The sequence below is a fragment of the Niveispirillum sp. FG148 genome (assembly GCF_057809655.1).
Genome location: NZ_JBMDKJ010000002.1, coordinates 36,337 through 51,204 on the forward strand (window position 1 = coordinate 36,337; position 14,868 = coordinate 51,204).

Below are 14,868 nucleotides of genomic sequence, written 5' to 3' on the forward strand. Positions count from 1 at the left end.
GCCGGCCGGAGGCACGGTCGGGGTCAGTCATGGGAGATTGTCAGAAGGTGGCGCCGACCCGGATGCCGACGGTGCGGCCAGGGTTATAGACAGCCGTTGTCGAACTCCACACCACGCTGGTCTGGTTCGCGACGCGCTCATCTTCCAAATTGTTGACAAAGGCATTGACGAAGTAGCTCTGTGCCGGGCTGTCCCAGCGCAGGTTCAGGTCGGTCTTGGTGTAGCTGCCGTTGATGCCCTGGACATAGTTGGCGCTGTCACTGAAGGTCTTGGACTGTACATAGAAATCGACAGCAGGTGTCAGGGTGCTGCCACCGGGCAGGTCGAAAATATGCTGGTAACCCAGACGGGCGCTCCAGCGGGGCGCATTGGCCAGCCGATTGCCGGAAAAGTCCGCGACCGCCCCCGGGATGGCGGCGTAGCCCAGGATCGGCGCGAAGATGTTATACATCACATCGGCGCTGTGCATGTTGTCGGAGGCATTGGGGAAGGACGTGTATTTGCCGTCCAGATACGAGACATAGGCCGACAGCCGGTCACTATGCGTCGGTTGGAATATCGTCTCCAGTTCCACGCCCCTGATTCTGGCCTTGGCGGCATTGGTGGTGACCGCCACTGGTCCGCTGGACGTGCCGATCACGCTGGAAACCTGCAAATCCTTGTAATCCATGTTGAAAACAGTGGCGGACAGGAACAGGCGGCGATCAAGCAGATTGCTGCGCAGACCCACTTCATAATTCGTCACCGTCTCCGGCTTGTAGCCCGTGTAGGGCGCGGGATTTGTGCTGGATTGCAGGCCGCCCGCGCGGTAGCCGGTGCTGACCGTGGCATAACCCATGACCTGTTCCGTGAGATCATAGTCCAGGCCCGCCTTCCAACTGATCTTGCTGAACTTTTCCGACGCGCGGTTGCTGTCGTCGGTCAGGCCCAAACCGCCGGCGGGACAGGTGACGCTGTTGATGTTCGCGCGGGTGACCGTACCGCCGAAGCAGACCAGTTCCTGTTGCCTGCCATGTACGGTGTCCCAGGTGGATCGTAAACCCGCCAGCAGGCGGAACCGATCGGTGACATGGAAGGTGCCCTGGGCGAAGATGGCCGCCGATTCACTGCCCCAGTCGCTGTAGGTATTGACGACGTCGACGGCATTGATGGTGGAGATTTGCTTGCCCGTACCCGCGACAAGCGGCCCGAATGCGTTGAATACGCTGCCGAACGGTGCCGGTGCGGTATTGCCGGCGTGCAGCAGGCGCTGCCCCGACGGCTTGTCGTCCCAGTAATAATAGCCACCGACAACCAGCGAGAACTGGTCAGTTTCGTAATTGATATCGACCTCATGCGAACTGGATTCCTGGCGCAGGTCCAGATATTCCTGCGAGAAGACGCCGGTGCTGACATCGATCCCGTCATTCTTCAGAACGGAGAAGCCAGCGATGTAAGTGGCCGTGACGGCGTCAGACATCTGCCAGGCCAGACGGGAGCGGGCGGCATATTCCCGGACATCCTTCTGGTTCTCGCGGACATTCTGGATGCCGGGATTGGGTTCGTGGGTGTTGATGATCTCTACCGGTCCGAAACTGCCCGTTTTCAGATTGGCGTTGGGGTAATAATTGTAGCTTGCCAGGAACAGGAACGGGGTTGTTCCCACATCCTCGCCATAGTTCAGTGACAGTCGCCAGGTGAGATTGTCGGTGATGTTCCACAGCGATGTCAGTCTTACACCTGTCTGGTCCGTTTTATCGAACCGGTCCTGGGCGGCGTAGCGCGGATACCGGCCCTCATTGACATGACGGAAGGCGGAGATGCGGACGGACAGATCGTCGTTCACCGGCAGGTCGGTATTCAGCCGGACCTGCAGGTCCTGGTGCGTGCCATACTGGACGTCGCCAGCGACCTTCAGATCAGCCCCAGGATCGGCCGTGTTGATATTTACAACACCGGCGGTGGCGTTGCGGCCATGGACGGTGCCCTGGGGGCCGCGCAGCACCTCGATGGCGCCGATATCGAACATGCCCAGGGTCAAGGTCGTGGGAAAAGGCGCGTAGATGCCGTCAATCTGCGTTGCGACGGTGGAATAGCCGCTGAAGCCGTTATTGCTGCCGATGCCACGCATGGCAAAGCCGTTCTGGCTGAACTGAAGATTGGGCACCGTGGTGACCAGATCGTCGGCCGCCGTGATGTTCTGCCGATCAAGCGCATCCGCGCTCAGCACCGACACGGCGACGGGAGCCTTGTCCAAGGTCTCCTTCACCTTTTGCGCCGTCACGACAATCTCCGCCAGCACATCGTCATCGGCGGCCGTTTCGGCTGTTGCTGCTGCCGGAACCAGGAGCAGGCCGGCAGCGGACATCAGCAGCGTCGTGCGCAGGCATTTCCATGCGTGTTGCATTTTCCATCCCTTTTGTCAGTTGGTTGTCGCCGGAATCTCAAGGTTCCGGCCCATTTGTGCTCAATTGTGCCGTGCCGCCCCTCCTCCGGCTTCGGGCAGCAGGGGGGCGTCCGCGCCATCGGCACGGCTCACAACGTTCAAGACGTCTCTTAATTGGCCGGATTACTTCAGCAGCACAGCCAATGCGGCCTCCGCCATGGCGCGGTAGCCGGCATCTGATGGGTGCAGCTTGTCGCCACTGTCATAGGCCGGCCGGATCTGCTGCGGCTGCGCGGGATCGCGCAGGGCAGCGTCAAAATCGATGACGCTGTCGAATTCCCCGCTGGTACGGATCCATTTGTTCAGCTCCTGCCTGATTTCCTCTTTCATCGGCGTGGCATAGCCGGGAAAAGGCGATCCCAGGAACGGCGTCAGCGTCGCCCCGTGGATTTTCAGTCCCCGCATCTTCGCCCTGGCAATCAACTGGCGATATCCGGCGATCAGGTCGGCGGCCGTCACCGTCGGATGACTTCCCGGCCCCCGTGGGTTGGGCAGGCCGCTCAGTCCCAGATCGTTGATCCCTTCCAGCAGCACGATATCCGTCACACCCGGCACCGACAGTGCATCCCGGTCGAAACGGGCCAGTGCCGATTGCCCCACTTCCTCCCGCAGCACGCGGTTGCCGCCGATGCCGGCATTGGCGACGGCAATCTGGCCACGGCCCCGGTCACGCAGCAGTGCGGCGAACTGGTCCGGCCAGCCGCGCATCATCGGATCGGTGGCGCCGGCACCGTCGGTGATGCTGTCGCCAAAAGTCACGATGGTGCGCGCCTTGACAGCCGACCGGACCAGGATGCCAGAGACGATTTCCCGTCCCGTCTCCTTGTGTGATCCCGTTAGGGTGACGGCGTCCGTCCGATCCGGACCGGGCAGAACCTCCACCAGATGCAGCGGATCCGCCTGCGGGATGGCGACACTGTCCGTCAGATGCAGCGACACATAGATGATCGCCCCGGCCTTGACAGACAGGACAACGGCATCACTGAGCATGGGGGCGCCCGCAGGCACGCGGACCGTCGGCGCACCGCCGAATGTCAACGGCTTCAGGGAGGCCACATCGACCTTTCCGTCAGAAGCCGCCAGCGCGATGGTTGCGGCGCCGACATGGATGTCCTGTGTCAAGGTCTCCGCCGACAACCGAACCCGTACGGCGTCCCCTTCCGCACTGACCCGCATCATGTAACGGACCGTCCCCTGAATCTGCGCCGGCGGACGCCAGAAATCGAAAGGCAGCTTTTCCACCGCCAGGGACGGACTGGAACCCCAGCTTTGTACCCAACGTCCGTCCGGTGCCGCCACGGCGGACAGGACCGGCAGCAGGGCGAGCATGGACGCCGCCAGCCATTTGGCCGAACCAAGGCTTTTCATATTCTGTCACTCCCTGATGCATTGGAAGCTCTCGGCGGCTTCCTTGTTTGGCTGCCCGTCATAGCGGGCATAGCTGGGATAGGGGCAGAGTGGCCGGGTGCGGCCGGGCCAGGGGCTGCCGGGTCCTGCGGCCGCTGTCAGCCGATCCGGCGCCTTGCCCTGTTCCACCCACTCCACCATGGCCTGAAAGGCGGCGAAGCGATCGGTGGCCGGACCATTGCCGCAATGCCCCATCCCAGGCACCGGGAACAGCCGGACAAAGGTATCGGCTTTGCCGCCGTACCGGCTGTCGACTTCCCGGTACCACGCCATGCTGTCATGGATCGAGAAGACGGGGTCGGAAACGCCATGCGGCACAATCAGCTTCGCCCCCCGGGCGCGAAACCCGTCAATATCCGGTGACCGCGCCGACATCTCCTCCCAGCCGGAAGCGTTGAACGGGGTAGCTGTGCGGTAGATCAGGTCAGCATCCCTGGCGAAATCGAACCCCATCTGCTGGTCGAAAATCTCCTGTGGTCCCCGTCCCAGAGACCGGGGTGTCGTGGAGAAAAGGCCGTGCAAGGCACTGCCACCGATAACCACATTCAGCGGTGGCATGGGGGGCTGCGTCAGGCCCAGTTTCCAGACGGCCCAGTCCGAAGACCCGATGCCCGCATCCCAGGGCCAGTCGGTATAAAGGGGCGCGCCGTCCTTGCCTTTTGGCCCGCCCAGCGACCGCTTCAATGCCGTTAGCTTCACGCCGGAAACGCATGACGTCGCAGCGTCCGCCGTGCAGCGGACCTTTTCCAGCGATTTTTCCACCTTGCTGGCCGAACAGCTGGCATAGCGGGCGATCATCCCATCCGCCAGCCCGTCATCGGCGTCGCAGGCTTCCAGCACCGCCTGTCGGACCAGCGCGAAATCCTGTGCGGTGAAGCTGCCGGCCAGACTGAAGACGGATCGGCGGCCCTGGGCGTCCGGTGTCAATACGCCACCGAACACCTGCACGTCCCAATTCTGGGCAAGGGCGGCGCGCGGCAGTGACATGCCGGGCGCACCGGCCACGATGCCGTCGAAAATGTCGGGGAACCGCTGGGCGAACATCAGCCCCTCCTGTCCCCCTTTGGAACAGCCCGCGAAATAAGAATGATCGGCAGCCCGACCATAAAAACGGGCGATGACCGCCTTGGCCCCCTGCGCCACCGCCGGCAGCGAGGCGTAGGCGTAATTCCGGCGCGCCTCCGGATCCCAGCCAAAGGCCACCGGACCGCCCCGTTCCGGGTCGGTGTTGGTGGCGTTGTCATGACCGGAATCCTGACTGACAACGGCATAGCCCTGGTTGATGGCCGGGTCCCTGAGGCCTGCTCCCGGCACCAGTCCCAGGGCGTTGCCGATATTGCCGTTGGTTCCGCCACCGCCTTGGAACAGAAAACGGCCATTCCAATCGGCAGGCAGCCGCAGACGGAAATGGATCGCGTATTGCTGGCCTTCCCGCCCCTGCCGTTCCGCCATGACCGCATCGATCAGGCAATGGGCCTTCAAGGGGGGAAGCGGGTCGGGGTTGAACGCGAACGTGTCCGTCGGCGCCACGCTGCCGTCGGCGACAAATTGCGTTGAATGGATGCGCGTTGATGCGTCCGGCCAGTGCCCCTGCATCTGTGCGGCGACGGCCGCGCAGCGCCCCGTGAATGCCGGGCCGCCTTCAGGCGCAACTGCCCCGGCCGACGCGGTGCCGATGGCGCAGGCAGCGACCGCCGACGCCAGCACCGTCCTTGGATGACGCATAACCACCTGTCCCCCCGCTTCATGCCATATTGTTCTTTGATATAATCATATCCACACATTACAAACGATTGCAATGGCGATTTCAGCATGGAAACCGCCGCAACAACCAGTGTGGCGGCATGGGCAGGCAGGATGAAGGTCGGACGGGACGGGACCGGCACCCAGATGGCTGCCGGTTTTGCCTGTTCAGAAGGTGATCATTGGATCAGGCTGACGCCACCCGCAGTGGTGCTGGGCCATGCGCGGCAGGATCGGAGAGGGATTCCGTACCGTCTTCGATGTGTCCGGCCAACCGCCAGGACTGACCACCGCCGGCCACGCGCAGATCGTACCAGCCATGGCTGGCGGTGAAGTCCAGCGGAAGGCTGGTATCGGTCCGCGCCGCCAGTTTCACCTTGGACACCGGTGCGCCGTAGGCCATGTCCGACACGGAAAGTTCAAGGGCTGCCCCGGTCGGATTGCTCAACAGCAACACCGCCCGTCGGCCGCGCCCCTGTTCCAGCCTGATACCAAACCTGTCGCACCGGCCAACCAGCCGGCGGTGAAAGCCGTTCGGTCCCAGAATGAACAGGTCGCGCGGCCCCTGCCCCTGAATTGCAGCCGGAACCGTCTCGCCTGCCCCCACGGTGAAGCGGGCCGGCACCTCGTCCAGCCGATCCATTGTGTAGAGATGGAAGACCGCCGCCCGTTCCTTACCGTCGTTCCGGAACAGGAGCCGCATTTCCGCCCCGGCTTCCATCACCACGTCCAGGCAATAGGGTGTGGCGCGGCGGCGGCTGGGTCCGGGATCCTGCCGTGGCGCAACCACGTTTTCGGGCAATGGCGGCGGCGTCTCTTTCAGCGTGGAGGCGCGATCGGACAATAGCCGCGTCTTTGGCAGGCGGGTCAGGAACGGCCGTTCATCCTTGCGTTCGAAATTGAAGCAGGATGTCAGATCGCCGCAAACGGCGCGGCGCCAGGCGCTGATATTGGGTTCCTGCACGCCGAACCGCGTTTCCAGGAACCGGATGACGCTGGTATGGTCGAACACTTCGGAAGAGACATAGCCCCCCGAACTCCAGGGCGACACCACATACATCGGCACGCGCGGACCCAGCCCGTAGGGCCGATGGAGATAGGCCGCATCCGCCTCGGTCTGCGACCTGGTGTGGTATTCGTCTTCGGCCGGCACCGTGGTGGCACCGATGGTGCGCGTGGGATCATCCGTTGCGCGGGCCGGTGGCGCCGGCGGCGGCACATGGTCGAACAGCCCGTCATTCTCATCGAAGTTGATGAACAACACCGTCCGCGCCCAGACGGCAGGATTGGCGGTCAGCGCATCCAGTACGCGCGCCGTATATTCCGCCCCCTGCAACGGTGTCGACACGCTGGGATGTTCAGAATAGGCAGTGGGCGCCACAATCCAGGAAACCTGCGGCAGCCTGCCGTCCAGTACATCCTGCTTCAGATCTTCCAGCGTCCTTGTTTCCACCGTGCGGCGGGCCAGATCGGCCAACGGGCCATTGTCCCCCGCCTCCTGCGCGGCGCGGGCCGCCCGGATATTCTTGAAACCGACCAGCGGGTTGTCGCTGAAATTGTCGGCCATGTCCTGATAGACCTGGAAACCGATCCCGGCGGCCTGCAGCCGCTCCGGATATGTTGTCCACAGATAACCGCCATGGCCGTGCGGATCGGCAAAACCATCATAGGAATTGTCGATTGCCGGGCCATTGCCGCGCCCCTGCGGATCATGCGTGCCCGTCCAGATGTAAAGCCGGTTGGGATTGGTGCTGAGATGCAGGGCGCAATGATAGGCGTCGCACAGGGTGAACGCCTCAGCCAGCGCATATTGGAACGGGATATCGTCGCGCGTGAAATAGGCCAGGGCGTGATTGTGCTTGTGCTTGGGCCATTCAGCCATGCGGCCATTGTCCCAGGCGGCCTGGCTGTCCGTGAAGCCATGTGGGGTGCCGGGCGGCCGGATCATCCGGAAATCCTTGCCCGTATCCAGCCGGAACGGCGCCAGCAGGGCCGGTCCCGGCTTGGCCGGATCACCCGGCTGCACAAAGACGGTGCGGCCGGGCGCCTGGGGCAGCGCCGGGGCAGGTGCGGCGAACCGATCGCCGAACCCGCGCACGCCCGGCATCGCACCGAAATAATGATCGAAAGCCCGGTTTTCCTGGGTCAGGATGACGACATGCTGCACATCCTGGATGTTGCCGCTGCGCCGGTCAGGATCAATCGACAAGGCGCGGGCAATGGATGGCATCAAGGCATTGGCGGCCCCGCCCCCGGCCAGCAGGGTTGCGATGAAGGCGCGGCGGTCTTGCTTCAATGCCATCGTCCAAAATCCTGTCTTTGAAATAGGCCGGGGCGATGGTTTCCCGCCGCCCCGGCCGTGCTGTATCAGAAATCCACACTCACGCCCGCGAACACAGTCGTGCCGCTTTGCGTCACGTTGTGCAGGCGATGATAGATGCTGTTGTACTGCACTTCCTTTTCATTCGTGAGATTGATGGCATCGACTGTCAGCTTCACGTTGGGGGTCAGGCTGACAAAGGCGGCGGCGTCGACATAGACCGTGCCGTCGAAGCCATCCTCGCTGTCGGCATTCTTGCCGTTATAGCGGCTGCGCAGGTAGGAGGAGCGGTAATTGGCCGACACGCGCAGGCCCCAATCCTCCGTCTCGTAATAGAGCGTGCCGTTGGCATTGGTCTTCGACAGGCCGGTGATCGGGCCGTCCAGGCCGTTGATCTCCGTATTGCTGTCAATCAAGGTGACATTGGCCAGCGCGCCCAGCTTGTCGAACGGTGCCGGCAGGAAGGTGAAATCAGTCTGAACGCCGGCCTCGAAGCCCGTCACCCGCGCATCGTCCAGGTTCACGGGCCGGGTGAATTCCGCCACCACCGTATTGGGCGTGACGCCGGTCATGATCGTCGTCGGCAGGCCGGTGCTGCTGAACGGCACATTGTACAGCGTTTCGCTGGAGATCAGGTTCTTGATGTCCTTGTGGAACACGCCCAGGGTCAGCATGCCGATCTTGCCGAAATACCATTCGGCCGAAACCTCCACGGCGGTGTCCTTGTAGGGCTTCAGATCGGGATTGCCGGCACTGGCCGTGTATTTGCCGCTCTCGAACTTCATGGTGCCGGCGGCGGACATGGAAGAAATAGAGGGGCGGTTGATGTTCTTCGACGCCGCGAAACGCACCAGGAAATCATCCGTCACTTCCAGTGCGGCGTTCAGGGTCGGCAGAACGCCTGAATAGTCGGAACTGTTCTTGTTGCTGCCCAGCGGGGTGTAGCTGCTGTTGATGATATCGCCCACGCTGTCCGTATCGGTGAAATAGGCGCGCAGACCGGCATTGCCGCGCAGACGCATGTCACCGATCGGCGCGTCCCAGTCCACCTGGCCGTAGGTGGACGTCGTGGCCTCCGTCACCCGGAAGGTGTTCTCGATATCGGTCGCACCCTTGACCGTATGGGTCAGATTGTAATTGGCAAACGCCTTGTCGAAATCTCCCGTGACCCAGGACTGCTTCTTGTTGCTGTCATAGGCCGAGGCATAGGAGGTCGCGGGCGTGCCCGTGAACTGGCGCGCCTGACCGTCATTGTAGATTTCCGAACCAGCCGAACGGTAACGGTGATAGGCCACGCCGGCGCGCAGCTTCAGTTCGTCGGTCAGTTCGTACCGGCCGTTCAGGACGGCTTCAGCCAGGCTGGTCTCGTTCCAGAATTCGCGGAAATAGAATTCCTTGAAATTATAGCGGGAGATGTCGGTCGTATCCCAGTCATAGACATTGGTCGCCGACGTGCCCGACGGGTCGTAGGTGGTGGTCATGCCGCCGGTGGCGCGCAGATACAGCTTGTCGTCATAAGGGGTGTCGTAGGTCGACTTCTCATAGCCGACATGGCCATCCAGCTTGAAACGGTCGCTGGCTTCCCATTCACCGGTCAGGGCGATCTGGTTGAATTTGTTCTTGTTCAGCGAACGGCGATGCTCGCTGGCATAGGTCAGGTTGTCGACGTCGATCGCATTGACGAAGTTGGAGCTGTCCCAACTGATCGAATTGATCTTGGAGGCGATATCGAACGCCACGGAACCGGAGGTGGTGCCGGGCCGGGTCGCCAGGTGATATTCGTCACGATGGGTGGTGAATTCGCCGTGCAGACCGTCCAGGGTCAGCAGGACGTTATCGCTGGGACGCCACTGCGTCGACAGGGTCAGGCCCAGTCGCTCCTGGTCGGCATCCCAGACCGACAGGCGGTTGCCGGACGCAAACACCAGATCGCCCGACAGGAACTTGGCCTTCTGCTCCGCACTGAGTGCCGAGATGTCCAGACCCTTCTTGACGTAATCCGCCATCTTGGACGCGCTGAGCTGGCTGGGCGAATAGGTATTGTAGCCCTGCTCCTCCGTCTTGCGCTTGGAATAGGCGGCCGACAGCAGCACGCCGAACCGGTCATCCCAGTTCTGGCCGACCATCGCCGCCACACGCGGCTGCGTGTCCTTGGTATAGGAGTTGGTGCCGATCTTGGCGGACGCCGCACCCGTGGCGCCCGTGCCGTAATCGAACGGCTTGGCACTGAACAGACCGACGGTGCCGGCCATGCCGCCCTCGTTCTGGGCCGCCTGATAGCTCTTTTCCACTTCTACCTTGGAGAAAAGTTCCGAGGCGAAGATGTTGAAATCAAAGGCGCGGTCGCGCGAACGCTGGCCACGGCTGTCCATCGCGGAGTCGACATTGCCCAGCACTTCCATGCCGTTCAGCTGCACGCGCGTATAGTCCGGGCCCAGGCCGCGCAGCGTGATGCGGCGGCCTTCGCCAGCTTCGCGGTTGATCGCTACGCCGGGCAGCCGCTGCAGGCTTTCCGCCAGGTTCAGTTCCGGGAACTTGGCCATATCCTCGGCCACGATGACATCCTTGACGATGTCGGCTTTCTTCTTTTCCTCGCGGGCCTTGCTCAGGGACTGCACGAATCCATAGACAACGATCTCTTCCACAGCGTCCGGTGCGGCGGCGACCTGCGGCGCCGGAGCCGCGGTCTGAGCATGCACCATGCCCGGAAACAGGGCCGTCGTCGCGGCCAGGAATGACAGCAGCGCTGCCGACTTCTTCATCATCATCTCGATATCTTCCCCAAAGATGCAGCGGCACCCAGCCACCCTCCGCGCGCACCCTAAGGGTTAGCGATGACAAGCATGTGACAAAATGTGAGAATAATGACCGATTATGTGGGAATTTGAGTCTTCTCAGCGCAATTTGATGTGGATATCATCTCCCTATGACCGACCTCGACACAAACCACGGCAAAGCCGGCGCCCGCGCCCCCCAGGTTGCGCGCCTGACGCAGATCATGAAGCTGCTGGAGGAGCGCACCCATTGTTCTGTTGCCGAACTGGCTGCCCATTTCGACGTGTCGGAGGAAACGATCCGTCGGGATGTGCGTCAGTTGGAAACGGCCGGGCGGGTGCAGAAGACCCATGGCGGCGTATCCATCCCGGCCGGCGCGCTGGAGGCGCCCTATCGGATCAGACTGCGTGAGCAGGCGGAAGCCAAGCAGCGTATCGCCCATCAGGCCGCCCGAACGGTGCAGGAAGGCATGACCCTGCTGCTGGATTCCGGCACGACCTGCTTCTGGCTGGCCCGGGCTCTGGCCGGCATGCGGGATTTGACGATCATCACCAATTCGGTGGAGATCGCGCATGAAGTGCTGGGACGGGCTGGACAGCGGATATTCCTGGCAGGAGGTCAGATCAAGCCCGACTATCATGCGGCGTTCGGGCCGGAAGCCATCAGCTTCTGCCAACGTTTCGTGCCCGATATGACGGTCCTGTCGATGGGAGCGATCGACAACACCCGTGGCTTTCTGGATTTCGACGCCGACGAAGCGACGTTCAAGCGGGCCTTGCTCGGCCGTGCCCGGCGTGTGGTTGTGCTTGCCGATGCCACAAAATTCAACAAGGCTGGTTTTATCCAGGTTGCCGATTTCGGTGACATCGACACTTTGTACACCGACGCGGCCCCGCCGGCGGCCGTGGCTGATGCCGCTCGCAGCCATGGAATGGCGATCGAGGTCGCGGCCAGCGGTACCAACCGCCGATTTGTGGACTGAACCGGCAGCGGGCGCTTGGGAGTCCTTGTGACGGAGTCTTTCATTTTCTGCCTGTTGCCCCCGGCCGCCTGCCACGAAGGCTGTCGTTCGGACCGTATAGCATCCGGGTTATCCAGTCGGCGCAGCCCGCGAAGTGCGTCAATTACGCGTTATAAGGGTAATTTGCCATTTGCTGTTCTCCATATCGGCTTGAATGAGTAGCCCATTAAGGTTAATCAGATTGTGGCTGCCCGACGTGCGGCCGCGAGATGCCACAAAGCCCCGCCATGGGTCATAGGAGAGGTGCTGCATGTTCGGTTATACGGGATATCCTCAAACCATTTCCTTCCCGATGGCAAGCGCCTGCGTCCCGGCCAGTTGCTATTATCCGCAGACCATCAGCTTTGCCCAGCCCGGCACCATCAGCTTTGCCCAGCCCGGCACCATCAGCTTTGCCCAGCCGGGCACGATCAGCTTCGCTCAGCCGGGTACGATCAGCTTCGCCCAGCCCGGCACGATCAGCTTCGCTCAGCCGGGTACGATCAGCTTCGCCCAGCCCGGTACGATCAGCTTTGCCCAGCCCGGCACGATCAGCTTTGCCCAGCCCGGCACGATCAGCTTTGCCCAGCCGGGCACGATCAGCTTTGCCCAGCCCGGCACGATCAGCTTCGCCCAGCCCGGTACGATCAGCTTCGCTCAGCCCGGTACGATCAGCTTCGCTCAGCCTGGCACGATCAGCTTCGCTCAGCCTGGCACGATCAGCTTCGCTCAGCCCGGTGCCGCGCAACCGGGCACGATCAGCTTCGCCCAGCCTGGCACGATCAGCTTCGCTCAGCCCGGTGCCGCCCAGCCGGGCACGATCAGTTTTGCCCAACCCGGTACCATCAGCTTTGCCCAGCCGGCCGCGGCCGGTGGTATGGGGCAGGCGCCGGTGGCGCCTCCGCAGACTGGACCGGCCGGTAATCCCTGGGTAACGCAGACCACGTATTGCCCGCCGGCTGTCTGAGACCGCGGCGTTTCCCGTGACGGTCCGTCGGGGCGCCGGCCTCGGCGGAACCGTTCCGTCTTCCCGGCAAAGGCCGCCCTATGTTCCTGCTGGCCAGCGATATTCCGCCCTTTCTGCTGTCGCGCGACCTGCTGAAGGCCGCGGATATCGCTGGCGACCAGCTGCGCGTGCGTGAGGTGCGGCGGCGAAACCGCAGCTTCCGGGTCTCCGGGGTCGATGGTCCAGGGCTGTTCATTAAACAGGTGGCGGCATCGGCGCCGGATCTGGCTGGGTCTATCGGCCGGGAGGCCGCCCTGCATCGGCTGGCCGCCACCTCGCCGGACCTGTCGGCATTGCGCGGTGCCACGGTGAGGCTCCGCAGCTTTGAAGAACGCCGCCACACCCTGGTCTTCGACCTGTTCGAAGATGCCGACACATTGGACGCGAGCTATCGTCGTGTCCGCCGACTTGATCCGGCAGTGCTGGCCCAGTTGGGCGCCAGTCTGGCCGCCATCCACACACAGGCGCAGCCGCTGGCAACCCAGGTGGCGGATAGTATCGCTGCCCCGTGTCTGCCGCCCTGGATATTGACCATCGGCCGCCGTGACGTGCCCGTTTTCGGCCAGGGTGGCGCGAACCTTGTATCGTCTGTCCGCGCCACCCCTGCCATCCTGCAGGGTCTTGAGGCGGCGCTGGCACAATGGCGCCCACGCACCCTGATCCAGGGCGACATGAAATGGGACAATATCCTGGTCCGGGCGGCAGCGGACGGGACGATTGAACTGCGCATCGTCGACTGGGAGTTGGCGGATATCGGCGATCCGATCTGGGATCAGGCTGGTGCGCTGGCCGGCTTCTACAGCAGTTGGCTGGTTGAAGATGGTGGCCTGCCTTGGATGACCAATCCCACTGCCGCACCGCGGCGGCCGGAACCGGTGCCATTGGCGCCGCTGCAGTCCATGTGGCCATCCATGGCCGCCTTCTGGCAGGCCGCGACCGGTGGCAACTGGCAGGATATCGACAGCGTGTGGCCAGTGCTGCCCTATCTGGGGGCCAGACTGCTGCAAAGCGCCATGGAATCGACCTTCACGTCTCCCACGGTGCCGCCATTGGCGGCAGAACTGGTCAATCTGGCCGGGCTGGCCTTTGCTGATCCGGACCGGTTCCTGACCGAATTCGCCGGGGCCGGGCATGTCACAGCGCCGGGCCCCGCCCCTGCCGCTGTCGAGCGGCCGGCCCTGTTGCCGCAGATGCCGGACAGCGGGGATTGGGCCGACCCGACTCTGGTCGCTGCGGCGGCGGCCGTGCGCATTCTGGCGCCGCATTCGGTGCAACTGGCGGACCTGCCGCCACAGCCGGTCGTGTCCCCCCCGGGGCAGGATGTGCGGCCGGCCATGGTGGAGGCCATCTGGCCCCTGCTCTACCGGCATGCCTATACAACCCGCTGGGACGGTAAGCCGGCGTCGCCGGCACCCCTGAACCTGACCGCGGACGCGGCCTTTGTTGCGGCACTTTCCGCGGCCAATGCCGGGCAACCTGTCTGGGATCGTGGCTGGCAGGTCTATCAGGTGGCGCCGGACGGAGGGCTGCATGTCCAGAAGGGTGACAGCTACCGGGTCATCTCTGCGGCGCAGGCGGGATTGCCGCCCGGATATCAGCCCCAGCCCGGGCAGCATGTGGATGTCGCCCTGCAGCACCAATCGGTGACGGCGCAGGCCGGCTATTACCATGCATTCGGGGAAACGCCGGCGAGTGCCGCCGACGATGGGGAACTGGCGCGCCTTTATTTCAACGTCGGCCCCGAACAGGCGCCGGCACTTCTGAACCTGCTGACCCTTGGTCTCAATCGCTATTTCATTCCCTTCAGCCTGAAGTGCCCATCGTCCCCGTCCTTGTACAACCGTGTCGATACGCTGGTCCTGTACCCGCCGCGCCGTTATCTGCCGCTGGTGATGGATCTTCTGGAACAGGCAGTTTCGGTGCTGTCCCCGCTGTTGCGGCCCGGTGAGCCATTGTTCACCCGGCAATTGCTCCCGGGACTGGGCGGCGCCGACGATCCGGGGACGGGCGAAAGTTTCGGGCAGTCGCGATGCCGGCTGGTGGCGGCCGGGATTGTTGATGCCTGGACGGGTGGCGGCAGCTTGCTGGACTGTATCGGTGCCCGCCTGACCGCTGCCGGTCTGCGGCTGGACGCATTGCACCTGTCCCCCGGTATGGCCGACCTTTACACACCGCTGGGGAGGCCCGCTTGA

General features: G+C 63.1%; 8 protein-coding genes. 3 read left to right on the plus strand and 5 right to left on the minus strand.

The annotated features are described in order from the left end of the window. Positions 1-40: 40 nt before the first annotated feature. From ACODTW_RS02080 to ACODTW_RS02100, 5 genes are all read right to left on the minus strand, one after another. Positions 41-2,386, minus strand: a complete 2,346-nt coding sequence (locus tag ACODTW_RS02080) for a TonB-dependent receptor (protein WP_488944217.1) — start codon at positions 2,384-2,386, stop codon at positions 41-43. A 162-nt stretch (positions 2,387-2,548) separates the two neighbouring features. Then, positions 2,549-3,793, minus strand: coding sequence for an SGNH/GDSL hydrolase family protein (locus ACODTW_RS02085; RefSeq protein WP_488944218.1), 1,245 nt, complete (start codon positions 3,791-3,793; stop codon positions 2,549-2,551). Positions 3,794-3,799: 6 nt separating this feature from the next. Continuing rightward, positions 3,800-5,557: a tannase/feruloyl esterase family alpha/beta hydrolase gene (locus tag ACODTW_RS02090; protein WP_488944219.1), complete on the minus strand. Its 1,758-nt coding sequence runs from the start codon at positions 5,555-5,557 to the stop codon at positions 3,800-3,802. A gap of 205 nt (positions 5,558-5,762) precedes the next feature. After that, on the minus strand, positions 5,763-7,877 hold the full coding sequence (locus ACODTW_RS02095; protein ID WP_488944220.1) for a phosphocholine-specific phospholipase C: 2,115 nt from the start codon (positions 7,875-7,877) through the stop codon (positions 5,763-5,765). Positions 7,878-7,942: 65 nt separating this feature from the next. Then, positions 7,943-10,663: a TonB-dependent receptor gene (locus tag ACODTW_RS02100; RefSeq protein ID WP_488944221.1), complete on the minus strand. Its 2,721-nt coding sequence runs from the start codon at positions 10,661-10,663 to the stop codon at positions 7,943-7,945. 158 nt (positions 10,664-10,821) lie between these two features. Between ACODTW_RS02100 and ACODTW_RS02105 the strand changes: the two genes are divergently transcribed. The 3 genes from ACODTW_RS02105 to ACODTW_RS02115 all read left to right on the plus strand — a co-directional run bounded on the left by ACODTW_RS02105 (position 10,822) and on the right by ACODTW_RS02115 (position 14,868). Continuing rightward, a complete protein-coding gene (locus ACODTW_RS02105; protein WP_488944222.1) occupies positions 10,822-11,652 on the plus strand; it encodes a DeoR/GlpR family DNA-binding transcription regulator in 831 nt (276 codons plus the stop codon). 289 nt (positions 11,653-11,941) lie between these two features. Continuing rightward, positions 11,942-12,637 (plus strand): hypothetical protein, encoded by a 696-nt coding sequence (locus ACODTW_RS02110; protein WP_488944223.1) that lies wholly within the window; start codon positions 11,942-11,944, stop codon positions 12,635-12,637. 80 nt (positions 12,638-12,717) lie between these two features. Further along, positions 12,718-14,868 carry a T3SS effector HopA1 family protein gene (locus tag ACODTW_RS02115; RefSeq protein ID WP_488944224.1) on the plus strand — a complete coding sequence of 717 codons (2,151 nt, stop codon included), beginning with the start codon at positions 12,718-12,720 and terminating at the stop codon, positions 14,866-14,868.